We start from the raw sequence: 22,805 nt of genomic DNA, 5'->3' as shown, positions 1-22,805 counted from the left end.
TGTATTAGACTAACAGATTTTCATTTCTTCCAGTATCAACTCCTTTCAAATTCAACACGCTACATTTCAACAAGTTATTAACTATAACGCTTTCGTAGATCGCTCGTTAGCATAGGAATAATGCGGTTTCTGTCGTATATTTGCCTACTTAATTTGTAGGATGAAAGACTTATTTGATAAGATTTATAAAGACAAAGGACCACTAGGTAAATGGGCATCTGTTGCCGAAGGTTACTTTGTATTCCCAAAACTTGAAGGGCCTATTGCAAACCGTATGCAATTTAATGGTCGTGAGGTAATTACCTGGAGTGTCAATGACTATCTAGGACTCGCTAATCACCCAGAAGTACGCAAAGTAGATGCAGAGGCAGCTGCAGAGTATGGTAGTGCTTACCCAATGGGTGCTCGTATGATGAGTGGTCACACTGATATGCACGAGCAACTTCAAGACGAGTTAGCAGAGTTTGTTGAGAAAGAAGCAGCTTACCTATTGAACTTCGGTTATCAAGGAATGGTATCTACCGTTGATGCATTGGTTTCCAAAGATGATGTTATCGTTTATGATGTCGATGCACATGCTTGTATCATTGATGGTGTGAGATTGCACCACGGTAAGCGATTTACTTACAAGCACAATGATCTTGAAAGTATAGAAAAGAACTTGCAACGCGCGACAAAAATCGCAGAGGAAACTGGCGGCGGAATCCTAGTGATTTCAGAAGGTGTTTTCGGTATGCGCGGTGAGCAAGGAAAGTTGAAGGAGATTGTCGCACTTAAAGAGAAGTACAACTTCCGTCTTTTTGTCGATGATGCGCACGGTTTTGGAACATTAGGAAAAACAGGTGCTGGAGCAGGACAGGAGCAAGGTGTTCAAGATCAAATTGATGTGTACTTTGCCACATTTGCAAAGTCTCTTGCAAGTACAGGTGCTTTTATTGCTGCTGATAAAGAGATCATAGATTACTTGAAATACAATCTGCGCTCGCAGATGTTTGCTAAATCATTGCAAATGCAACTAGTTAAAGGTGCTTTAAAGCGTCTTGACATGTTGCGCACGATGCCAGAGTTAAAAGAAAAACTTTGGGATAATGTAAATGCCTTGCAGTCAGGCCTCAAGAAAAGAGGTTTTGATATAGGTACCACACAAAGTTGTGTAACACCTGTTTACTTAAAGGGTAGTATACCAGAAGCCATGGCTCTGGTAAAAGACCTGCGTGAAAACTATGGTGTATTCTGTAGTATAGTGGTGTATCCAGTAATACCTAAAGGATTGATCTTGTTGAGATTGATACCAACCGCATCGCATACTATGCAAGATATCGAGGAAACTCTGGATGCCTTTGACGCTATTAGAGAACGCCTAGATAAAGGTATATATAAACGTATGAGTGCTGGTGTAGCAGCAGCTATGGCATAATATAAGTTAGCTTTCGCGAAAGCGTAACTATTAAATATCATAAACGCTCTTGATTTTCAAGAGCGTTGTTTAATTTCAGACGGCTACACGCGGTTTTAGTGGACTGATAAAATTTAATTTTAAAGTCTTATTTTTTAATCCTTGTCAGCGGCCGAAGTGATTGTTTAAAAATTCTTCCTCAAAATAATCTTCTAGAACTTTAAACCGTGCCAGAATAATTTCAATTTGTAGCTGTGGAATCCTGCTGCTTCATAAGTGTCGCACGCTGCATTACAGATAACGGATAATTTTTAACTTTCGCACTTTCCTCATTTCCTGTCAATGAAGTGTCTCTTACTCTCGCCAGACCTATCATAAACTCCATGCGGTCATCATAGAATATCTCTGTGCTTTGCAATAGGTTTCCCTGAACTTCATAAATACTGTAGAGTGTCTGGTTAGCATATGCACTTTCGAGAATTATACCATTATTTTCATCCACTAAAAAAAGATTGGGATTGCTTGTACGCTCAAGATTATAGTTGCGGGTTTCTTTCTCAACACCGTATTTGATCTTATAGATATACTTATCCTTATTTTGGGTAGCGAGCATTTGAAATTCCATAGGAACTATTTGATCTCCAGCGCTATTTGTAACGATCAAATCACCCTTATAGATTCCTAGAAAGTCTTCTGGGAATTTTTTCATTTTCTTGGTCTCCACGATTGAGTCTGTTGAAACTTCTGAAATTGGAGAAGCATTAGTCTGCGATTCTGGATTGTTGCAAGAAATTAATAGTACGAGCGCTATAAAGTAAAAGAGTTGTTTCATAGGATAAAGATATTCATTAGACTAGAAAGACCTATGTAAAAAGAAATCCCGAGTGTCAAGAAGACTACTCAGGATTTCCAACTAACCAACCAAAAAACTTTATTTGAAAGAAATTTAAACTCTGTAAATGACTCTCGTAATACATATTACAAAGCGCGTGCCAAAATAGTATGCACGCATAATAAATCACAGCCACTTCTTCCATTTAAAGAATCCCAGTAAGGATATAAACATGATACCACACATAATCCAGAAGTATCTATAACCGTGTTCCCAGGTAAGTTCTGGAATATGTTCAAAGTTCATCCCATAGATACCTGCGAGAAAGGTCATAGGTATAAAAATGGACGACATGATGGTAAGAACCTGCATGATCTGATTCATCTTATGACTCACACTTGATAAATACATATCGCGTAATCCAGCATTAATTTCACGATAGGACTCGACTGTTTCTATTATTTGAATACAGTGGTCATAAGCATCCTGCAAGTAACTTTTAATCTGATTGTCCATAAAAGGACTTTCTTCTTTCAATAGGCGACTTATGGATTCTCTAAGCGGATAGATCGCACGTCTCAATGTCAGCAGTAGTCTTTTATTTTTTTGAACTTTCTCTAACGATTCCTTATCAGGCTCGTCAAATATCTCATCTTCTAGATTGTTGAGATATTCACCTATTTGCTCAATAGCCACAAAATAATGGTCTATGATGCTGTCCATGAGTGCATAGAACAAATAGTCGTTACCACTAGTTCTTATGCGGCCGCGTGAATTTGCAATGCGTTCCCTGATACTTTCAAAGACGTCGCCTGTCTTTTCTTGAAAGGTGAGAACCGCATGTTGAGTCAATAAAATGCTTACTTGCTCATCCATCAACTCATGATGGGTCGCATCATAGCTTATCATCTTGATACATTGATAGATACCTTCAGGATAGAACTCTGTTTTGGGTCGCTGTGTTGTGTTTGCAATGTCCTCTAGTAACAAAGGATGGATGTTGAATTTATCACCTACACGCTCAAGAAGATTGATATCATGTACTCCATCGATATTATACCAATTGACCTGGTCATCCTCTAGACGATCTAGTAATATTCCTTCTTGCTGTGAGAACTCATGTTCATTATAAAGAATGGTCTCGGTGGTAACCTCTTCTGTGCGTTGTTCACCTACATAAGATATAGTTCCTGGTGGTTGAAAAACGGTATTGATGCTTTTGGGCGTCGCACGTCTGCGGAATCTAGGCTTAATCATCATAGATCATTGATTAGATTACTAAGATAGCTTTTCTGCTATATAAGGTGCCGTATAACTTTCGGTTACCTGTGCAACTTCTTCCGGTGTTCCTGACGCCACTAGATATCCACCATCTGCACCACCATTGGGACCAAGATCGATGATATGATCGGCACATTTTGCAAGATCCATGTTGTGTTCAATAACAATCACGCTATGTCCCTTTTCAATAAGTGCATTAAAACTGTCCAATAGTTTATTGATATCATGAAAGTGAAGTCCTGTTGTAGGCTCGTCAAAAATGAATAGCGTCTTGTCCTTGGTTGTTCCTTTAACCAAGAAACTAGCAAGTTTTATTCTTTGTGCCTCACCACCAGACAGAGTAGAGCTGCTTTGTCCCAAAGTCACATATCCTAGACCTACATCTTTTAACGGCTTGATTTTACGAGCAATTTTATCTTCTCCTTGCGCTGTGAAAAAATCCATGGCGTCATCAATCGTCAGATTCAGAATATCGTCAATATTTTTATCTACAAACGTGACCTCTAGTATATCTTTCTTGAATCGCTTGCCATTACAGGTCTCGCAAACCAGTGTGACATCTGCCATGAACTGCATCTCGATTGTTACCTCACCATCACCTTTACAGGTTTCACAGCGACCGCCGTCCACATTAAATGAGAAATGCTTTGGTTTATAATTCCTGATATGAGACAACTTTTGGTTGGACATCAAATTACGTATGTCATCATAGGCTTTGATATACGTCACAGGATTGGAACGCGAGCTACGACCTATGGGATTCTGGTCAATAAACTCAACGGTTTTTAGGTTCTCATACTTTCCAGATATATCCGTGAATTGTCCTGGTTTTTGACCGTAACCACCTAGCTTTTTCATGATAGCTGGATACAGTATCTGCTTTACGAGCGTACTTTTTCCACTACCTGAAACACCAGTGACCATGGTAAGTACACCTAGTGGGAAGCGCACATCAATGTTTTTCAAGTTATTCTCGCGCGCTCCTTTAATGTCAATGTAATATTTGTGCTTGTTACGCTTTCGCGGAAGCGGAATCTCCATAGACCCATTGAGATAGCTAGCGGTTAAGCTGCTACTTTCCAGTATCTCTGCAAGTGTGCCTGCCGCAACGACCTCACCACCATGGGTGCCAGCCTCAGGACCTATATCAATGATGCGATCTGCGGCCTGCATGATTTCCTCATCATGCTCGACGACGATAACCGTGTTGCCTAGATCGCGCAAGTTCTTGAGCACCTTGATGAGTCGCGCCGTATCTCGAGGATGTAGCCCTATGCTAGGTTCATCTAGAATATACATACTGCCAACCAAGCTGCTGCCCAGCGAAGTAGCAAGATTGATGCGCTGGGATTCACCACCGGATAAGGTGTTTGACTTACGGTTGAGTGTCAAATAATTAAGCCCAACATCTGACAGGAAATTGAGTCGCGATCTGATTTCTTTAAGTAATCTTTTGGCAATTTGCTCTTCGGTAGTATTGAGTTCTAGCTCGTCAAAAAATGGTTTCAACTTCTTGATAGGCATCTCAACAAGATCTGTAATGGTGGTTCCATTGATCTTCACATAGTTGGCCTCTTTGCGCAATCGCTTGCCTTTACACTGTAAACATCTAGTCTTACCGCGATAGCGAGAAAGCATCACACGATTTTGAATTTTGTAGGCTTTGGCTTCAAGCTCTGCAAAAAAATCATTGATACCACTAAAGTATTTGTTACCATCCCAAACTAGATTCTTTTCCTGTTCAGTCAATTCAAACCAAGGCCTATGTATAGGGAAATTAAATTTGTCAGCATTTTTTATGAGTTGCTCTTTGTACCATTTCATATTCTCACCGCGCCATGGGAAGACTGCGCTCTCATAAACCGATAAAGCTGTGTTGGGTATCACAAGATCCTCATCAATCCCTATGACATCGCCATAACCTTCGCATTTAGGACAGGCGCCATACGGATTATTAAAACTGAATAAATGAGGATTAGGTTCCAGAAACTCCATGCCGTCCAGCTCAAATTTATTAGTAAACTCACGACGTTTGCTGCCATCCATGTGTTCAATATAGGCGACACCTTTACCTTCAAAAAACGCAGTATCAATAGCATCTGCCAGGCGATTGAAAAAATCCTCATCATCTCGTTTGATAATACGATCGATGACTATGAAAACTTCATCTTTTTTTGATACGTTTAAATCATCCTGATCAATGCGCACTACCTGATCATTGACTTTTATCCTGGTAAATCCTTGCTGTAAAAGCACTGCTAGCTGCTCCTTTACATCACGCTTACCTTTAATAAGAAGTCTTGTCGTGAGCAAAAGTTTGGTGCCTTCTTCTTGCTCTTTTATATAATTGACAACATCTGTAATCGTATCTTTCTTTACTTCATCGCCAGAGATAGGCGAGATGGTGCGACCTATACGGGCAAATAGCAACTTGAGATAATCATAAACCTCTGTCGTGGTTCCTACCGTAGATCGTGGATTGGTAGAATTTACTTTCTGTTCAATCGCGATGGCTGGTGCAATTCCTTTTATGTACTCCACTTTAGGCTTATTGAGCCTTCCTAAAAACTGGCGTGCATAAGACGATAGACTCTCGACATACCTGCGTTGACCTTCGGCATACAAGGTATCAAATGCTAGCGATGATTTACCGCTACCGGATAAACCAGTTATCACAACCAGCTCGTTGCGTGGTATGACGGCATTGAGATTTTTGAGGTTGTGCAATTGTGCACCTTTTATGAGAATATTCTCTTTGGGACTTAGAGAATCTATATTATCAAACAATTGATTTGTAGCCATAGCTAACAAAGATAAGCAGCCGTTGATCGATATGATAAACGGTCAAATCTATTAAATTGTTAAATTGTAAAATAGATTTTTGCTATTGTGGAATAAAAGTTGCTATATTTATCCCGTTAACAATTTATAAACAATCTGCGTATTCCATAAAACTACTCTCTAAAAATTCTGGTTGATAAAAAACTAGCTATTAAGTAGTTGCTATATGGAAAAGAACAACGTTAACGATGCTGTCCTCGTGAGACAGTACATGGATGGAAATGAAAGTGCTCTAGAAGTACTGGTCAATCGCCACAAACAAAGACTCTACAGCTTTATTTTTTCTAAGGTCATGAATCGTGATATCACAGAAGATATCTTTCAGGATACCTTTATTAAAGTGATACGTACCCTAAAACGTGGTAAGTATAATGAGGAAGGTAAGTTCTTGCCATGGGTCATGAGGATAAGTCACAATCTTGTCATCGACCACTTCCGTCGTAATAAGCGCATGCCTAAGTTTCAGGCAAGAAACGACTTTGACATTTTTGACGTCATTAGTGATGGATGTGAGAGCATCGAGTCAGATTTGATTACAAGCCAAGTTCACAGTGATGTGCGCAAGTTAGTAGATGAATTACCAGACGATCAACGAGAGGTACTCATCATGCGCATCTACAAGGAAATGTCCTTTAAAGAAATTGCAGAACAAACTGATGTAAGTATCAACACTGCTCTAGGCAGAATGAGATATGCACTCATCAATTTGCGAAAAGTGATCGATAAGCATAATATTATTCTTACAAAATAAGAGGATTAAATAGATAATAATTTAAAGCAAGTATCGTTTTACTATCAATAAACGATACAAACATGCCAAAACTTTACAATTCATCAACACCTGAACGTTTGAAACCTACAGGTCCAAGGCCAGAAACCATTAGTAGTATACTCAACTACTCAAAAGCATTAAGTGTCACGCGATACAAGAACATGATATTTGAGACGCTTAACAATTAGATTTTTGTTTTCAGATCGAGAATCCGCACTATTTTTTAGTGCGGATTCTCTTTTTATAGTAATCATCCAGTACCTTTTTTCTTCCTACAGTACTTGTGATGATATCTTTTTCCAGATCCCAGCCACGAGCTGGACTGTATTCACGACCGTACCATATTATTTGCAGGTGTAAATCATTCCATTTTTCTTCTGGAAACAAGCGTTTGGCATCTTTTTCAGTTTGCACCACGTTTTTTCCATTGGTTAAATTCCAACGGTACATCAACCTATGAATATGAGTGTCCACGGGAAAAGCCGGTATCCCAAAGGCCTGTGACATCACCACCGCAGCCGTTTTGTGACCCACGGCAGGCAAGGCCTCTAGATCCTCATAGGTTTGTGGCACCTGACCCTCATGTTTATCGATCAATATATGGGATAGACCGTGAATACCTTTAGACTTCATGGGTGACAAGCCTACAGGTTTGATGATTTCTCTGATTTCCTCTATGGATATTTTTATCATGTCATAAGGATTGTCTGCTCGTTCAAAAAGTAATGGTGTTATTTGATTCACGCGCACATCGGTGCTTTGAGCGCTCAATAGAACGGCGATTAGCAATGTGTATGGATCTTTATGATCAAGAGGTATAGGAATAGTAGGGTAGAGCTCTTCCAGCTTTTGAATTACAAAGTTTACTTTTTCCTTTTTGTTCATGTTGTATCTTTACTTATAACCAAAAAAACTACCTATGACCACTCTTAAACCAGGCGATAAAGCACCAGAATTTAGCATACCTAACCAAGATGGCGAGACCGTTTCTCTATCCGATTTCAAAGGTAAGAAGTTAGTCCTGTTCTTCTATCCCAAAGCGAGTACACCTGGATGCACTGCAGAGGCTTGCAATTTGCGAGATAACGTGTCACGCTTTCGCGAAAGCGGATATGAAATACTAGGAGCAAGTGCCGATAGTCCTAAACGCCAGAGTAATTTTAAAAACAAGTATGAATTGCCATACGATCTACTAGCTGATGAAGATCACGAGCTGCTGAATGCCTACCAAGTTTGGGGTCCGAAGAAATTTATGGGCAAGGAATACGACGGTATCCACCGCACGACCTTTGTCATTGATGAGAATGGCGTGATAGAAGATGTGATTACTAAGGTGAAAACCAAAGCTCACGCAGACCAAATTCTCTAGGCATCCATGTCTTGAGTCACATTACAACCAAAGAGGTTTTGCTCGTCTATAAGTCGGGCAATGCCTTCTGGTAACATTTCTCTCCAGCCGTCCTCGCCTTCATCAATCATGCGCAGCACTTCGCGCGAATAGATATGGCCTATGCTGTCGTCATAGTCAGTTATATCCTTGACTTTGCCATTGTATTTAAAGAATTTGTACAATTCTTTCATTCGAGGATGAACCTTGAGGTTGTCGCTGGTAATGAGCTCTCCAGTTTCTGGATCCTGCATAGGATATAAATAAACTCTCAAATTCTTGAAGAATAACTTACCAAAGGCTTCTAGAATACCTCCACTTAAATGAGTATAATATTGCGTATCGAATACATCTACAAGATTATTGACGCCCATCACGAGACCTATACGTTCCTTAGTATAGTTGTTTAAAAATTCTACCAGTCTATAGTATTCCTTAAAGTTGGAAATCATAACGGTTTGACCCAGCGACCCCAATAATTCTGCACGGTGCAGGAAGTCTTCTTCATCAATTTCTCCCGATGCCTTGAGATTACTTAATGTGATTTCAAAAATGGTCTCTAATCGATCTTCTTTGACTGTTCCCGATTCTATAAACATTGCTTTGGCAGTGCGATACATGTCCATATTTACCTTGGTAACAGGTCTAAAGCTACCTCGCAAGGCCAATACGTTTTTCTTATAAAGAATACGCGCTGCCAGAATATTATTACCATCTGGACCGAACATGACGGCCTCAGTCATTTCATTGCGTAATAATTGCAGGCTCATCAAGCGATTATCTACATTCTTGAATCGTGGACCATCAAAGTTGATCAAATCGATCTCAATTTTGTCCTTATCAATATGATCATATAAATATTTGAGCAGCTTTTTAGGCTGGTCATGCTTGTAGAAAGCACCGTAGATCAAGTTGGTTCCCAAAATACCTAGGGTGATTTGCTGTAATCGTGCATCACGTTCCTTGAAACGTACGTGAAGTATAATTTCTGAATATTCTTCACCTGGCGCGACCTGAAACTTAATTCCTACCCAACCGTGACCCAAGAATTTTTTAGCAAAATCAATGGTTGCAACGGTATTTGCATAGGTAAAGAATAGTTTTTCAGGGTGTTTCTCTCGAGATATGCGTTCTTCTATAAGATCTGTTTCATAGCGCAACATCTTGCGCAAACGAGATTCCGTCACGTAGCGGCCATCGTCTTGTACACCATAAACCGCATCAGAAAAGTCCTTGTCATAGGCGCTCATCGCCTTTGCGATAGTCCCAGAAGCGCCACCAGCTCTAAAAAAATGTCTTACCGTTTCTTGTCCGGCGCCTATCTCTGCAAAGGTTCCGTAGATGTTTCTATTGAGATTAATGCGTAGTGCTTTGTTTTTTAACGAAGGTACCGTTTCAAATTCATTATCTCCTGGTAAGGTAATAGCCATGCATGGTGCTTTATCGATGTGTTAACAAAGGTAGCAAACCTCATAGCCGAATGAAATAATATCAATATTTTTAACCTAACTTAATGAAAGTAAAACTCACTATACTGGGCACTGGAACATCACAAGGAATACCTGTAATAGGTAGTGATCATCCTGTATGCCATAGCGATGACCCACGTGACAAGCGTTTGCGTGTAAGTGCAATGATAGAGACTGATGATTGTAGGCTGCTAATTGATTGTGGTCCAGACTTCAGGCAACAAATGCTGGTCAACGAGATAACATCGTTTGATGCGCTTCTTTTCACCCATGAACATGCAGATCATACAGCTGGTCTTGATGATTTGAGGCCTTTTTTCTTTAGACAAGGCGCTATTCCTTGTTACATGACAACTCGTGTTCACGAGGCGCTTAAGCAACGTTTCAACTACATGTTTGTAGAAGAAAACAAATATCCAGGCGTCGCAGATCTCGATGTGAGAATTTTTGATAAGGAAAAAGTTGAAGTCAAAGGAGTGAGTATCACACCAGTTCTAGCGGATCATGGTTTTATACCGGTTCATGGTTTTAGAGTAGGTGATGTAGCCTACATGACTGACGTCAAAACCATAGAAGAAGAGGAAAAGGAAAAACTTAAGAATCTAGATGTTCTTATCATAAATATGCTGCGTATAGAACCACACTGCACGCACTTAAATTTTGAAGAAGCACTGGAGCTTATCGAGGAACTCAAGCCAGCACGCACATATTTTACACATATTAGTCATCATTTAGGTTTTCATGCGACTGTACAAGAAAGCTTGCCAGAGAATGTATTTTTGGCCTATGACAACCTTGTTATTGAATCAAATCCATGAGAAGAAACTTATATCTGTACTTATTCATTTTTGCATCTTTAATTGCGCTCGTATTTTACATCAATGGTAGAAAATATCAGGAAGCTCTAGAGAAGGATGTGACTAGTTTAAGAGCCAAAGCCTACAAACAAGAACGCGAATTAGACAGTATAGAGGACGCCGCCATGCTTCAGGGCAAAACATTTAGTCTCACTGGTAATCAAGAGGCTCAAGACTATCTAGAGAAGTTAGGATACACACAGCAACAAATTGAACAGCAAGTGGTCGATAAACTATTGGACCTTAACCTAGAAGAAGGCGGCAATCCTCTAGTTCCCTATATTGGTCAAGGTCGTGGCTTTCAAATCAATGACACTAAATTTGTCAATCACAAGTGGGTACTTGCCAATTATAGCGATAATTATCAATGGGGTGAATTATTAATCAATTACAACATAAGCGAGGACAACCAGATTGAGTTGACCACACTTCATTCGGTACTTTACGACAAGTATCGCTAGAGTCTAGCTTCTAGCCAGGATTTCATGTCGGCAAAGTTGTCTGGTGCCACGCCATGACCAGCGGCATATTCTTTATAAACCTGATCGACCTCTAATTTCTTGAGAATAGGAGCAGTGCGTCGTGCCCAGTCCGCAGGTATGACTTGATCCATGGAACCGTGTGATATGAAATAATTGGGTTTGATTTTGCTTTCGCGAAAGCGTAACTCCACATCATCCATTGCCTGCACGAGATCAACATTAAGGTAACCACTCATGGCCACAACATTTTTGAATAATGCTGGGTTGTTAAGACTCATTGCCAAGGACAAAATTGCTCCTTGTGAGAATCCAAGTATGTTGACGCTATCTTGATTATAATTATGATGCGCTTTTAATTCATTGAGAAACTTCTCGATCAATTGCATACTCTCACGAGCCTGATTTAAGTCACTGAATTTCCCACCAGCAGCTGTATAATCAATGGCATACCACGCAGCACCTTGTGGCGGCATGTCATATGGTGCCCTTACTGAGACGATCAGCAATTCATCAGTCATGTAAGGAGCGAAAGAAAATAGATCGTCCTCATTACTACCGTAACCATGCACCAGCAATAGCAATGGTGGATTCTCAATGCTTGATGGACGCAGGCGATATTGTAGGCTTAGTTCTTTGTGTAGACTCATTGAATAAATTTAAACCACTGTTGGAATTTCTCACCGATGTAGGGTAGTGGTGTTTTAAGATTTTTTATTGCGGCTAGAAAACCTATGGCGGCGATCATGACGACTCCTGTGATAAATAATAATGCAATCCAGCCATTGGGAACCACGTTTGCCAATGAGTTTACAAGAATTGCGATAAGCCCTATCCCAAACATTTGCCTGTGATGAAAGGCTACAAACTCTCGATTTCTTCCCATGTTTAACAAGATGAAGGTTCCTAAAAACGCCAGGAATATGACTAGATGCAAGTATAAAAATAGAGCACTAGCATAGGCGAGTAGCGCTAATAGTTTGCCGTCTGTTTGATTAGTCATTGAGGTGCAGTTTTCCTTTATTGATGATACCTATCACCTTGCCTTTATGTTGTCGATCTAGAAACATATTATTTTTTGAAGTGCAGTGCATGTTATGTTTCTTCATAATATATATCTCATCAGGATTGAAAAGCGTGAGATTAGCTCGTTGTCCTTCCTCAATTTTAGTTGTTGGAAGATTGAAGACATTGTAGGCGGCTGTAAAAAGTTCGACCGTCTTATTAGAATCCAACAGTAGGTTTGCGATGCCAAAGGCGCTTTCTAAACTTGCACTACCGTAATCTGCGTGATCAAATTCCACCTTTTTTGATTCTATGGTTCTAGGTATATGATCGCTGGTAATCATATCAATAGTTCCATCCTCTATAAAATCCTTTATACCCGAGATTTCCTGCTCGTCTCTCAATGGTGGTTGCAATTTAAACCGTGTGTCATAATCTAGTAATGCAGGACTAGCAGTCGCAAAATTGGCAATGGCAACGCTGCAAGTTACCTTAGTTCCTTTTTGCTTTGCAGCTTTTATAAGTTCTAATCCAGCAATTGTGGAAACGGTAGGAATGTGTAAATGATTACCAGAATAAGCTGCGATGGCTAGGTCTCTGGCGATTTGTATTGATTCAGCCATTTTAGGGATAGACTTTATCCCTAATTGTACGCTTGTCTCATCTTCACTGATTAAGCCATTGCCCGCGACGTGATTATCTTGTGGGAATGATTGAATTACTCCATGAAAAGGCCCGGAATATTCCAGTGCTAACTTGAGAAGATTACTATTTCCAATACTCTTCTTGAAATCATAAAACGAGACTGCACCAGCTTGCTGCATGTCATATAATTCTGCAAGATGTTTTCCTTCTTGATTTATAGATAGATTTCCTACGGGTAAAATACTTACTGCATGTTCTGGTAAACTATTCTTCAAATTCTTGATGCCGCTGGCATCTTGCGGATTGGGCTGATTATCAGGATTCATCATGATATGAGTGAAACCTGAAGCCGCAGCTGTGTCTAGACCATTCTTAATAGTTTGTCGATCTTCAAAGCCAGGTTCACCCAGGCAAACGCTAGAATCAATCCAACCGATGGAGACATGCAGATTTTCTTCCTCGATGACCGTAGCATCCTCATCATCGATTGTGCTTGCAATCGCTTTAATTATATCATCCTCAATCAATATGTCGATGGTCTTGTGATGCCATGATGATTGCTTATCGATTACCGTAACTTTTTTGAGTAAGATCATTTGACAAATTTAAGGATGAGTAATTCAACAATGAGAAAGAGTAGACCACCCATGAGAAACCATTTCCATAAGGTGCTTTCAAGAGCGTTTTCATTGCGCTTAATCAATACGCTCGCTATATCTGTCTCAACATTTTCTAGACTTGAAAGGTTGTAAGTGTTTTGAGTATTCTCAATTCTATTCTCGTTGTAGGCAATGTTATAGACGACGTTGTCACCGTTCCTCACATCGTAGATTCCAGCAACTGGTATTTCTTGACCAGTTTCAATCTGCACATAAGAATCGTACGCTCGTTGCGGTGGTATAATTGTAACGTCATTTCTTGTAAGTTCAAGAACTTGATCGTCTTGCACGGTTGTAGGAATATTGATAGCCGTTTGCCTATCCATCCCAACATATAATTGTTGCTTGTTGCTAGTCGACAAACCTATATTATAGATAACTGGAACTATAAGAGGTGAATTTTGAAAATTGCTATTTTCCTGATTCAGCGCTGCGGTGAATACATAGATATTTCCTGATTGATACAAGAACGGACTACCATCTGCATAGCTCAAAATTTTGTTGCGGCTGTTACTTTGTATGCTCGTAGAGTTTACGCTGGGATACTGAAAGTTCTGAATACGTTTATTAAATACACCTTGTAACAGTGGATGGTCAAAATTGATACTGGTAATTTTATTTCCTTGGTTTACAATTTCACTGGAAGAAACTGCTGTAAACTGATCGTAATTATGCTGGTTGCTAGGTGGAATTAGCAATACCACGCCACCAGATCTCGTAAATGAATTAATTTGTGACACCAATGCTGTTGGGATATTGCCTACCTCATTTAGTACTACAACTTGTTGATCTTTAATTAAGTTATAGTTGAGTTTGTTGCTGGTTGTGGTCACATACTCAAACTCATCTGCAGTGAAAATTCGGTTCAGGAAATCAGACGGACTATCGTTTACGTGCAAAACTTTCACCTTGCTATTCTTATTAATAGCGAGATGAACCACATTATCAAAAGTCATTGAATTGTCTTCAATAAGTATATTTCCAATAAACTGCTCATTAGCTGGCAAACTAAAGCTTGCTACGCCTTTACCACTATTTATAGTGGTTGTGCTTTTGGCGATCAAGCTAGAAGTATTTGACAAGGAAAGCGTGACAGGTTTGTCAGTCTCGTTATCAGCAGACAGTTGAACCTCAATGATTGTTTCACTGATCGATTTATCTTTAATAAAAGCACTATCGATACTGATGTTGTTTGATTCCTGTGGTTTCAAGGCAACTAAACTTGTTTGCAGCGTATAGGTAGAATCTGGAAAACTTTCGTTATCCAATTGCTGGAAGTCAGAAATCCATAAGAATTGAGTGTTTTGACTTTCTCGTCCAGCAAGATTATTTGCTTTTAAAATAACATCTTCTGGAGAAAGAGAAACGCCAGTTGCTTTAATCCTTTGTAGCTGGTTGGCAATCTGGGTTTTATTTACGGCTGGAAACTCTTCTTTGTTGGTAAATAAGGTAAAGGTCTGTGATGGATCTAGATGTTCTAGTAATTCTCTAATAGCTTCTTGCAATAATTTACCGTCTTTTCCTTGTCGCTCCATACTTGCGGAATCATCCAAGTAGATGATTAGGTCACCTTTAGAAGTTTCGATTTCTGGGTTAGAAAAGAATGGTTGTGCAAAGGCAATGATAATACATGCCGCAGCCAACAATCGGGTTAAAAGCACTAACCATTTCTTAAGGCTGCGACTTTTTCTAGTTTGAGTGACAAGTGGTTTTAGAAAAGCAACATTAGTAAATGCCTTTTTCTTAAAGCGTCGCAGCTGGAAAAGATGAATGAGAATCGGTAAGAGTAGGAAGAAAAGCCCGTAAAGTACAGCAGGGTATTTAAACAGCATCGATTATCAAGGATTGATCAAAGATAGGCCGTTTACTCAACACGACAAGTGATTATTTAGCGATGGTAAAAGTAAACTCTGTGCCTTGATTTTTTCTGGATTTACAGGTAATCACGCCACCTAGCTTATCAACAAGGATCTTGACGGTAGATAATCCTATTCCAGTTCCGCTATTTCCGTTCCTGTCGGTTTGGTTGAGCGTTGTGAATAATTCAAAGATCTTTTCCTGTTTGCCTTTGGGAATTCCAATACCGTTATCTATGACCGATATACGGTAATACTTCTTACTTTCAGTAGCATTGATCTGTATGCGTATGCGGTCCTGAAAATTATATTTGAGGCTATTGCCAATGAGATTGAGCAATATTTGCTCTACCGCTGCGCGATCTGCGCTTATGTCCAGATCGTCTTCGGGCAAAACGAAATGTACCTGATCTTCATCAATACCCAACATTTGCTGGATGTTGATCAATAATTCATTAATGTTGAAATCATCGCGAGTACCTCGTACAGGCTGCTCACTTTCATAATGCTTGAGAATATTGTCAATATATTCAGACATAGATAGTGCGCTGGACTTCATGCCTTTCAAATATTGTATTCCTTTGGTATCTAATGATTCAGCATATTTAGCGGTCATTAGATCTGTGGTCATTACAACATTTGCTAGTGGCATTTTAAGATCGTGTGACACTACATGGGCAAAGTTGCGCAACATCAGGTTTTTTTCCTCAAGTACGGTACCTTGCTTTTGTAACTCTGCATTGCGTTTTTGTAGCTCTAGGTACTTCATGATCATTTGAGCAATGAACTTGAGCGATTTTTTATGGTGCGTGTCTAGTGACCTAGGTTTGTTGTCAATCACACAAACAGTCCCTAATGGCAACTCATTTTCATCCATAATGGGAACACCTGCATAAAACACGACAGGATCAGCTGCGGTTACATATGGATGATCATGAAATTCTGGATGCTGTGTAGCATCTTCAATATAAAAGAGAGGTTTCCCACTAGCGATGGCATGTGAGCAAAAACTCAAATCCCTAGGACTGGAACCTAGATCCAGACCATATTCTGATTTAAAGAAGACCTCGTCACTTTCTACGATGGAAATTAGTCCCTTAGGAATATCGATCATCCTACAAGCCATATCCAGCAGCTCGTCGAGATCTGCCACTGCTCCGCGCTCAATCCTGAATTGATCCAGATATTCAAGTCGCTCATTTTCATGGCTATGTAGCGGTGCAGTTATCATTTTATGGCTTCAAGGTAGGGAATGGTAAACATACTCTTTTTATAAATAACTTTAACCTAAACTTAAGATTTCCTACAAATCTTTAAATGCACCTAGGCCAAAAAGCGCAAAATCATATTTCACAGGATCTTCTGGATCCAGCTTGCGCAATGCGCTATCTAGCTCTGCGACTGCCTTACCGTCGTTTTGTTTGCGTTTAAGCAGTTTTAATTTTCGAGAAATATTACCCGTGTGTACGTCGAGTGGCAACGATAAAGCGCTGGCAGGAATAGAATTCCATATCCCAAAATCTACTCCAGCATTATCTTTCCTGACCATCCAGCGCAGGAACATATTTATTCTTTTGGCACTGCTGTTTTTCATCGGGTCGCTCACGTGTTTTTGGGTGCGCGGTAAATGCTCTATGTTGAAGAATCGTTGTTTAAACTTTGAAATTCCTTCTTGCAGGTTGCTGGATAATTTGTAAGCTTTCGCGAAAGCTGACTCGAGTCCATCATCTTCACGCTCAATGTCCTGTAACGCTAGCATAAAGGTTCTAGCATCGTCTGCATTGAACGTGCGATGGACAAAACCGTCAAAACGTTCTAAATCCTGACGCTCAAAATTGCGAATAAAATCTGCAGGTGCGTGATCCATCAACTGCATGAGTTTGTTACCATTATTGATAATGGATTTCCTGTTGCCCCAAGCGATGGTGGCGATCAAGAAACCAGAAATTTCAATGTCATCGGGCGATGAGAATTGATGCGGTATCTGGATAGGGTCGTGCGGTATGAAGTCTGGATTATTGTAAATGAGCACTTTCTCATCTAAAAATTCCTTGAGCTCAGCCTTTTTCACAATCGTCCTATTTATTCTTGAGATGTACCTCTATGTCGCTGATGTGATACTGTAGTGCCTGTGTAGAAATTTGAATCTCGCGTATGAGAAAAGCAAGTGATAGTATGAGTAGGAATAAACCAACGCCAAAAGTATAAATCGCCGCAAGTTTAAATCCTATTTAAATTAAGAACATAGTGAGCACACATAAAAGCAAACTCAAAATCCCGAGAATTTGCATGTATTTAGTCAAATTTAAACGTCTCTTTAAGTTGTTGATTTGACGCAGCAATGAGGTGTCGTGATTCTCTTTATAAACCGCATGTAGATTTCTAATTACTGCCGCATACGCCAGGAATCTATTGGTGTAAGCGAGCATGATCAAGGAAATAGCGCTAAAGAGTAAGGCTGGCGTTGTTAGCGTGAGATTTTCCATCTACAGTTGTTCTACAAATTTACCATCGCGCATGGTGAGCGTGCGGTCTGCGAGGCTAGCGAGCTCATGATTATGTGTGACGATCACAAAAGTCTGATTGAATTTTTTTCGCAAGTCTATGATAAGCTCATGAAGATCTTGCGCGGTATTACTATCTAGATTTCCAGTAGGCTCATCGGCTAGGATAACCTTAGGATTGTTAATCAACGCTCTCGCCACTGCCACACGTTGTTGCTCACCACCAGATAATGCACCTGGCTTATTATTCATGCGGTCTGATAGCTTAAGGTATGTAAGTAGTTCTTTGGCACGCTTTTCTGCTTTTTCCTTGCTGGTTCCTTTGATGAATGCTGGAATACAAACATTCTCTAAAGCGGTAAATTCAGGTAATAGTTGGTGAAATTGAAAGATGAAACCTAGTGATTGATTCCTAAAGTTGCTCAATTGCTTTTTGCTCAGTTTTGTTACGTCTGTATTATCAATGATTAGTGAGGTCTCCTTACGCTTATCAGCCGGTTCTAGAGTACCTAGAATATGTAATAAGGTTGTTTTACCAGCGCCAGAAGTACCTACCACACTTACAATCTCACCTTGTTTAATATCGAGATCTACATCCTTGAGTACCTCGAGATCACCGTACGACTTGTAAATATGTTGCGCCTTTATCATGATTTAAAGGTAAGGTACTTAAGCAGATTTAAACCAATTGACTGCGCGGTTTACATCAAAGAAGTAACTCACACGCAGTGATAGATTATGACGAATAGATTGATCAAACAGATCTGACAAACTATCTTCAAATGCTATGCGTCCCTGATTGTCAAAATTGAAAATATTATTACGGTACAGTAGTGTTGCCTCGCTACCAGGTGCAAATCGCCAACGGTAGGCAAGATCAAGGTTCCATACATTAAAGTTAGCATCGGGATTGTCACCTTCTTCTAGTTCAAAGTCTGATGGTATGGTACGTCCATCGCTTTGCAATTCCTCAAAATCTCTAGAGAATTTAGCTCTAGACCAGAAATTTCTAAAAGATAAACTCAATGCTCGCCTGTTATCAAAATTGAATGTCCCAGATACACTATTTTCTACTGTATGCGTGTCGCGTCTACTCAAGATTGAAGTTTCACCATCATCAGTAAGCGTCACATAACTAATGCGTTGATCGTTTTTACCCCAATCAAATCTATAGATCAAGATAAATTTATCAGAGAATCGATATCTAGGAGCAATGTTGTAATTGTAACCAACTTCTGGATCTCCAAATAGTTCAAAGTATCCAGCACGTATATCAATCGCAAATTTCTTGCGGTAGTCTGTAGAGATAAACGCTCCAGAATTTACATTAGGAGCATATCTCACATTGAGTCCATCAATTCTTGATTCAAACCTATTCAAATTGCGCGTGCTGGCGCCAACGTCTGCACCAAATGAATTGCGTTCTCTGGTGCGGAATCTCGCTGCAACTCTAGCATTACTACGTATGTGAAAATCAGGATCTGCAGATCGTCTGTGGCTGCCGCGCAGCTCGATGCTGTAACTATTGAATGCGCCAACTGGTGTAAATTGATTGAATTGTATCTCACCATTTACTTGATGAAAGTTATTTCTAAAGTTTCTACCCAGATCATTAGGATCCCAGTTTTTATCCTGGAAAAAATGATCCACTCTACCACGCCAGTTACCGCTTGTCTGTCTCCATCGAGCCTCAGTGCTGAAGCCAACTACGCCACCATCAGGTGTAAATCGATTACTTACTTTAAACTCTCCACGGTAATTATTTCTGAGTTCCTTGTCATTGTGATTAGAAACTATAGCAGTAACATTTGCATCAGTAAAATTACCGCTGCGCCAAGTGCTTGCATTAACATAGGATATTGAGCTGTTGCTGCCGTATTGTTGATCCAGGACTAGGACATTGTAATTAGTCAAAGGCTCCGTCGTTACCTTTCTTGATTCCTCGGTAACGTTATTGAAGAGTGTTGCCTCAGTTTTACTGGTGATGGCATTTAAAAAACCTATTCCTAGACCATTGCGATTGCGACCAGTAACTTTTACCGCGTTGAGCAGCTGGCTCTTGTCTGGATTATCAATGATATCTTCATCTTCAAAACGATCTATGTTTCTAAAACCAGATGGCGTCTGACCTATGCGACGTGAGAAGAAGATATCACCTTTTTGAAAAAGGTCAGTACCTTCTGCAAAGAAGGCTCGATTTTCTCCAAAGAGCTGTTCAAAAGGACCTAAGTTTAATTGTACCTGATCAAATGCAACCTGGCTAAAATCTGGAATCAAAGTAGCATCTAGTGTGAAGGCGTCGTTGATACCATATTTCAAGTCCATACCAGCAGCAAAGTCTGTCGTAGACTCACCCTCAAAAGTGTCATATACTACCGATGCAAAAGGATAAAGATTCAATCGCAGTGGTGGATTGATGTTTTCTACACCCGTAAGTAGCGCGTCATACTGCGAGCTGTTACCTTGTGTAATATCTATATAATTATAAGAATAGTCTTCATTGAGGTGCCTGATCCTGCGGAATATCTGGAAACTCCAATCCTGGACCGGCGTTTCTGTAAATCGCAAGGTTCTATACGGTATGCGCATTTCAACAAACCATCCTTGCTCATCGATGGACGTCTCTGATTGAAATACCACGTTGAAGCTAAAATCCTCACGACCGTTTTCTGAAACGGCATCACCCAATGCATTGGCGCTAGTGGCAAAAAATCGGGTTTGGTTGATCTGATTGTTATAAGTATTGACAAAGAAACCGAATAGGTCTGCTTGGGCAAAAATCTCATCACGCTGTGAGAACTGTCTAAATATTTGTGAAGGATCGCTATCGTACAGGTAACCAGCGACGTACAACGCATTATCGTCGTATGCGATCTTAAATTCCGTGCGGTGCGTGTCTCGTTCTGGCTGGCCGTTTGTAGGCTCCACCATAACAAAATTCCCACCTCGCGGTATAGCATCCCAAAATTCTTCAAAGGGCTTACCGTCGATGGTAGGCGCGTCATCGACTCTTGTTGCCTTGTAGGTTTTTCTCTTGATTTGTTGAGTAGACTGTGGTGATTGCGCTTTCGCGAAAGCGGAACACATAAAAATCAATAAAACAATCAAAGAATATTTAAACATAGGTAACTACAAAATGACAAAAATAAAATGTTAAAGCCCAGTAACTTTTAAAGCCTTGTTAATACTCGCGGCTATCGCTGGCGCGGCAAGTAACTTGCTTAAAAAAATATATGCAGGCGATATTGGCAGGTGGTTGTTTCTGGTGTACTGAGGCGGTTTTTCAGCGAGTGAAAGGTGTAAGCGATGTGGAGCCAGGTTTTTGCGGTGGTTTTATAAAGAATCCACCGTATCGTGAAGTAGTGCAAGGTCGCACTGGCCATGCAGAAGCCATCTTGATAACCTATGATCCAGATGTAGTAACCTATCGCCAATTGCTACAAGTATTTATGGCGACCCATGATCCTACCACGCTCAACAGGCAAGGATATGACGTGGGAACGCACTATCGCAGCGCAATTTTATATATGAATGAGGAGCAGGAAAAAATCGCACGAGAATATGTGCAATCGCTAGAAGATAGCAATGCGTTTAAAGATCCTATCGTGACCGAGATTGCTCCAGCTACTGAATTCTATCATGCAGAGGCGTATCATAAAGATTACTATAATAACAATCGCCAGCAAGGCTATTGCACGGCGATTATTGATCCTAAAATCAGCAAGTTGATGAAACATCACGCTGATCTGGCTAAATAGTCTATGCTTGCGGTAGCTCTAGAGCTTCGACCGTTTCCGTTTGTTCCTTCTTTATGATGTAGGTGTAAATCCATGTGAGCGTGAAGGTAGGAATGATGTCCAGCCCAGGAACAAGTTCTTCAATAGTGGTTAGGATTCCAGCTGCTTTACCCGTTTGTCCAGGATAAACTCGCGTCATGAGGTAACCGGCAATCGGTGCCCAAACGATGTCGATGAGTTCGCCCACGACAGGAATAGCATAAGACGCCATACCCACCAGGTCAAAGACGACACTAAAAAATAATTTTGATGCTTTAGAATTGAACATTGGTTGTTTTTTGACAAGAAATAGTCAAAAAACGTTCCAAAGTCTGGTTTTAGTGCAGGTCGCTTGCGATTAGCTTTAGGAACTCAGTACGAGTCTCTACTTTTTCAAATTGCCCGCGGAAACCGCTGGTAGTGGTAGAGCTGTTTTGCTTTTGTACACCGCGCATCATCATACACATGTGTGAAGCTTCTATCACCACAGCAACACCTTGAGGTTGCAATGTATTATGAATACACTCTAGAATATCGTGCGTTAAACGTTCTTGTACCTGCAAGCGTCGTGCAAAAATATCTACGATACGAGGAATCTTAGATAATCCCACAATATGACCGTTAGGAATGTAAGCGATGTGCGCTTTACCAAAAAACGGTAGCATGTGATGCTCGCAAAGCGAGTACAATTCAATATCCTTGATAATAACCATATCCTTATAATCCTCGGCAAACATGGCTCCCTTGAGCACAGCTGCTGGATCCTGATCATATCCTGATGTTAGGAACTGCATTGCTTTGGCGGCACGCTCTGGTGTTTTGAGTAGGCCTTCACGTTCTACATCTTCACCTAGATCTGTAATAACGCTTTTGTATTTATCCTTTATATCGTCTGTGACCTCGATATTATACTCTTCAAACATTCTATAAGGCATGTGGTTGGTTTTTATTGTAGGTCGTAAAGTTAGAACAGGAATAACAAGGGTAGCGGATTGTAAGATTATTTTGTGAAAGAGAATGCTCAACTGTACCATACTGAGCAACTC

Annotated in this window: 21 protein-coding genes and 1 pseudogene; 6 read left to right on the top strand and 16 right to left on the bottom strand. The window is 40.2% G+C overall.

Annotated elements, in window-relative coordinates; genetic code table 11:
* Nucleotides 1-160: 160 nt before the first annotated feature.
* Nucleotides 161-1,417, top strand: a complete 1,257-nt coding sequence (locus EJ995_RS09750) for an aminotransferase class I/II-fold pyridoxal phosphate-dependent enzyme (protein WP_126448022.1) — start codon at nucleotides 161-163, stop codon at nucleotides 1,415-1,417.
* Nucleotides 1,418-1,637: 220 nt separating this feature from the next.
* On the opposite strand, the gene EJ995_RS09745 is transcribed toward EJ995_RS09750, so the two are convergent.
* From EJ995_RS09745 to uvrA, 3 genes are all read right to left on the bottom strand, one after another.
* A complete protein-coding gene (locus EJ995_RS09745) occupies nucleotides 1,638-2,228 on the bottom strand; it encodes a hypothetical protein (protein ID WP_126448020.1) in 591 nt (196 codons plus the stop codon).
* A gap of 186 nt (nucleotides 2,229-2,414) precedes the next feature.
* Complete coding sequence (gene corA, locus EJ995_RS09740) at nucleotides 2,415-3,488, bottom strand: magnesium/cobalt transporter CorA (protein WP_126448018.1); 1,074 nt, start codon at nucleotides 3,486-3,488, stop codon at nucleotides 2,415-2,417.
* Nucleotides 3,489-3,506: 18 nt separating this feature from the next.
* Nucleotides 3,507-6,311, bottom strand: coding sequence for an excinuclease ABC subunit UvrA (gene uvrA, locus EJ995_RS09735; RefSeq protein ID WP_126448016.1), 2,805 nt, complete (start codon nucleotides 6,309-6,311; stop codon nucleotides 3,507-3,509).
* A 205-nt stretch (nucleotides 6,312-6,516) separates the two neighbouring features.
* Between uvrA and EJ995_RS09730 the strand changes: the two genes are divergently transcribed.
* Complete coding sequence (locus EJ995_RS09730) at nucleotides 6,517-7,101, top strand: RNA polymerase sigma factor (protein ID WP_126448014.1); 585 nt, start codon at nucleotides 6,517-6,519, stop codon at nucleotides 7,099-7,101.
* 237 nt (nucleotides 7,102-7,338) lie between these two features.
* On the opposite strand, the gene EJ995_RS09725 is transcribed toward EJ995_RS09730, so the two are convergent.
* Nucleotides 7,339-8,007 carry an endonuclease III domain-containing protein gene (locus EJ995_RS09725; RefSeq protein WP_126448012.1) on the bottom strand — a complete coding sequence of 223 codons (669 nt, stop codon included), beginning with the start codon at nucleotides 8,005-8,007 and terminating at the stop codon, nucleotides 7,339-7,341.
* A 34-nt stretch (nucleotides 8,008-8,041) separates the two neighbouring features.
* Between EJ995_RS09725 and bcp the strand changes: the two genes are divergently transcribed.
* Nucleotides 8,042-8,491, top strand: a complete 450-nt coding sequence (bcp, locus tag EJ995_RS09720; protein ID WP_126448010.1) for a thioredoxin-dependent thiol peroxidase — start codon at nucleotides 8,042-8,044, stop codon at nucleotides 8,489-8,491.
* Here bcp and EJ995_RS09715 read toward each other — a convergent pair.
* Nucleotides 8,488-9,939, bottom strand: coding sequence for a TonB-dependent receptor (locus EJ995_RS09715; protein ID WP_126448008.1), 1,452 nt, complete (start codon nucleotides 9,937-9,939; stop codon nucleotides 8,488-8,490). The two genes, bcp and EJ995_RS09715, sit on opposite strands and share 4 nt — an antisense overlap.
* A gap of 83 nt (nucleotides 9,940-10,022) precedes the next feature.
* Between EJ995_RS09715 and EJ995_RS09710 the strand changes: the two genes are divergently transcribed.
* Both EJ995_RS09710 and EJ995_RS09705 read left to right on the top strand, forming a co-directional pair.
* Nucleotides 10,023-10,796 (top strand): MBL fold metallo-hydrolase, encoded by a 774-nt coding sequence (locus tag EJ995_RS09710; RefSeq protein WP_126448006.1) that lies wholly within the window; start codon nucleotides 10,023-10,025, stop codon nucleotides 10,794-10,796.
* Nucleotides 10,793-11,296 (top strand): hypothetical protein, encoded by a 504-nt coding sequence (locus EJ995_RS09705; protein ID WP_126448004.1) that lies wholly within the window; start codon nucleotides 10,793-10,795, stop codon nucleotides 11,294-11,296. The genes EJ995_RS09710 and EJ995_RS09705 overlap by 4 nt, the downstream gene beginning before the upstream one ends.
* Here EJ995_RS09705 and EJ995_RS09700 read toward each other — a convergent pair.
* The 9 genes and pseudogenes from EJ995_RS09700 to EJ995_RS09660 form a co-directional block, all read right to left on the bottom strand.
* A complete protein-coding gene (locus tag EJ995_RS09700; protein WP_126448002.1) occupies nucleotides 11,293-11,964 on the bottom strand; it encodes an alpha/beta hydrolase in 672 nt (223 codons plus the stop codon). The two genes, EJ995_RS09705 and EJ995_RS09700, sit on opposite strands and share 4 nt — an antisense overlap.
* Nucleotides 11,961-12,317, bottom strand: coding sequence for a hypothetical protein (locus tag EJ995_RS09695; protein ID WP_126448000.1), 357 nt, complete (start codon nucleotides 12,315-12,317; stop codon nucleotides 11,961-11,963). Before EJ995_RS09695 ends, EJ995_RS09700 begins: the two co-directional genes overlap by 4 nt.
* Nucleotides 12,310-13,560 carry a dihydroorotase gene (locus EJ995_RS09690; protein WP_126447998.1) on the bottom strand — a complete coding sequence of 417 codons (1,251 nt, stop codon included), beginning with the start codon at nucleotides 13,558-13,560 and terminating at the stop codon, nucleotides 12,310-12,312. The genes EJ995_RS09695 and EJ995_RS09690 overlap by 8 nt, the downstream gene beginning before the upstream one ends.
* The gene (locus EJ995_RS09685) at nucleotides 13,557-15,455 is read right to left on the bottom strand and encodes a BatA domain-containing protein (protein ID WP_126447996.1); all 1,899 of its coding nucleotides are present in this window, start codon (nucleotides 15,453-15,455) and stop codon (nucleotides 13,557-13,559) included. The genes EJ995_RS09690 and EJ995_RS09685 overlap by 4 nt, the downstream gene beginning before the upstream one ends.
* Before the next feature lie 52 nt (nucleotides 15,456-15,507).
* Nucleotides 15,508-16,710 carry a sensor histidine kinase gene (locus tag EJ995_RS09680; RefSeq protein WP_126447994.1) on the bottom strand — a complete coding sequence of 401 codons (1,203 nt, stop codon included), beginning with the start codon at nucleotides 16,708-16,710 and terminating at the stop codon, nucleotides 15,508-15,510.
* Nucleotides 16,711-16,782: 72 nt separating this feature from the next.
* The gene (locus tag EJ995_RS09675) at nucleotides 16,783-17,550 is read right to left on the bottom strand and encodes a TIGR02757 family protein (protein ID WP_126447992.1); all 768 of its coding nucleotides are present in this window, start codon (nucleotides 17,548-17,550) and stop codon (nucleotides 16,783-16,785) included.
* Between the two features lie 7 nt (nucleotides 17,551-17,557).
* Nucleotides 17,558-17,965: pseudogene (locus tag EJ995_RS09670) on the bottom strand (DUF2721 domain-containing protein).
* Entirely contained in the window at nucleotides 17,966-18,634 is a 669-nt protein-coding gene (locus EJ995_RS09665; RefSeq protein ID WP_126447989.1) for an ABC transporter ATP-binding protein, read from the bottom strand. It abuts the pseudogene before it with no gap.
* An 18-nt stretch (nucleotides 18,635-18,652) separates the two neighbouring features.
* On the bottom strand, nucleotides 18,653-21,106 hold the full coding sequence (locus tag EJ995_RS09660) for a DUF5916 domain-containing protein (RefSeq protein WP_126447987.1): 2,454 nt from the start codon (nucleotides 21,104-21,106) through the stop codon (nucleotides 18,653-18,655).
* Nucleotides 21,107-21,216: 110 nt separating this feature from the next.
* Here EJ995_RS09660 and msrA point away from each other — a divergent pair, with 110 nt between their 5' ends.
* Nucleotides 21,217-21,741 carry a peptide-methionine (S)-S-oxide reductase MsrA gene (gene msrA, locus EJ995_RS09655; protein ID WP_126447985.1) on the top strand — a complete coding sequence of 175 codons (525 nt, stop codon included), beginning with the start codon at nucleotides 21,217-21,219 and terminating at the stop codon, nucleotides 21,739-21,741.
* Nucleotide 21,742: 1 nt separating this feature from the next.
* Here the strand turns inward: msrA and EJ995_RS09650 are convergent, their stop codons facing one another.
* Both EJ995_RS09650 and folE read right to left on the bottom strand, forming a co-directional pair.
* Nucleotides 21,743-22,048 (bottom strand): hypothetical protein, encoded by a 306-nt coding sequence (locus EJ995_RS09650; protein WP_126447982.1) that lies wholly within the window; start codon nucleotides 22,046-22,048, stop codon nucleotides 21,743-21,745.
* Nucleotides 22,049-22,097: 49 nt separating this feature from the next.
* Nucleotides 22,098-22,694 (bottom strand): GTP cyclohydrolase I FolE, encoded by a 597-nt coding sequence (gene folE / locus EJ995_RS09645; RefSeq protein ID WP_126447980.1) that lies wholly within the window; start codon nucleotides 22,692-22,694, stop codon nucleotides 22,098-22,100.
* Nucleotides 22,695-22,805 lie beyond the last annotated feature (111 nt).

Origin of the sequence: Nonlabens ponticola, from assembly GCF_003966335.1 — a bacterium.
Taxonomy (GTDB): domain Bacteria; phylum Bacteroidota; class Bacteroidia; order Flavobacteriales; family Flavobacteriaceae; genus Nonlabens; species Nonlabens ponticola.
Note: the sequence above shows the minus strand (reverse complement) of the source record. Positions and strands in the feature narration are given on the sequence as shown.

Excerpts from the sequence above, each read along its gene's own strand:
- EJ995_RS09750 (WP_126448022.1), top strand. The coding sequence starts at position 161 with ATGAAAGACTTATTTGATAAGATTTATAAAGACAAAGGACCACTAGGT.
- EJ995_RS09745 (WP_126448020.1), bottom strand. The coding sequence starts at position 2,228 with ATGAAACAACTCTTTTACTTTATAGCGCTCGTACTATTAATTTCTTGC.
- corA (WP_126448018.1), bottom strand. The coding sequence starts at position 3,488 with ATGATGATTAAGCCTAGATTCCGCAGACGTGCGACGCCCAAAAGCATC.
- uvrA (WP_126448016.1), bottom strand. The coding sequence starts at position 6,311 with ATGGCTACAAATCAATTGTTTGATAATATAGATTCTCTAAGTCCCAAA.
- EJ995_RS09730 (WP_126448014.1), top strand. The coding sequence starts at position 6,517 with ATGGAAAAGAACAACGTTAACGATGCTGTCCTCGTGAGACAGTACATG.
- EJ995_RS09725 (WP_126448012.1), bottom strand. The coding sequence starts at position 8,007 with ATGAACAAAAAGGAAAAAGTAAACTTTGTAATTCAAAAGCTGGAAGAG.
- bcp (WP_126448010.1), top strand. The coding sequence starts at position 8,042 with ATGACCACTCTTAAACCAGGCGATAAAGCACCAGAATTTAGCATACCT.
- EJ995_RS09715 (WP_126448008.1), bottom strand. The coding sequence starts at position 9,939 with ATGGCTATTACCTTACCAGGAGATAATGAATTTGAAACGGTACCTTCG.
- EJ995_RS09710 (WP_126448006.1), top strand. The coding sequence starts at position 10,023 with ATGAAAGTAAAACTCACTATACTGGGCACTGGAACATCACAAGGAATA.
- EJ995_RS09705 (WP_126448004.1), top strand. The coding sequence starts at position 10,793 with ATGAGAAGAAACTTATATCTGTACTTATTCATTTTTGCATCTTTAATT.
- EJ995_RS09700 (WP_126448002.1), bottom strand. The coding sequence starts at position 11,964 with ATGAGTCTACACAAAGAACTAAGCCTACAATATCGCCTGCGTCCATCA.
- EJ995_RS09695 (WP_126448000.1), bottom strand. The coding sequence starts at position 12,317 with ATGACTAATCAAACAGACGGCAAACTATTAGCGCTACTCGCCTATGCT.
- EJ995_RS09690 (WP_126447998.1), bottom strand. The coding sequence starts at position 13,560 with ATGATCTTACTCAAAAAAGTTACGGTAATCGATAAGCAATCATCATGG.
- EJ995_RS09685 (WP_126447996.1), bottom strand. The coding sequence starts at position 15,455 with ATGCTGTTTAAATACCCTGCTGTACTTTACGGGCTTTTCTTCCTACTC.
- EJ995_RS09680 (WP_126447994.1), bottom strand. The coding sequence starts at position 16,710 with ATGATAACTGCACCGCTACATAGCCATGAAAATGAGCGACTTGAATAT.
- EJ995_RS09665 (WP_126447989.1), bottom strand. The coding sequence starts at position 18,634 with ATGATAAAGGCGCAACATATTTACAAGTCGTACGGTGATCTCGAGGTA.
- EJ995_RS09660 (WP_126447987.1), bottom strand. The coding sequence starts at position 21,106 with ATGTTTAAATATTCTTTGATTGTTTTATTGATTTTTATGTGTTCCGCT.
- msrA (WP_126447985.1), top strand. The coding sequence starts at position 21,217 with ATGCAGGCGATATTGGCAGGTGGTTGTTTCTGGTGTACTGAGGCGGTT.
- EJ995_RS09650 (WP_126447982.1), bottom strand. The coding sequence starts at position 22,048 with ATGTTCAATTCTAAAGCATCAAAATTATTTTTTAGTGTCGTCTTTGAC.
- folE (WP_126447980.1), bottom strand. The coding sequence starts at position 22,694 with ATGCCTTATAGAATGTTTGAAGAGTATAATATCGAGGTCACAGACGAT.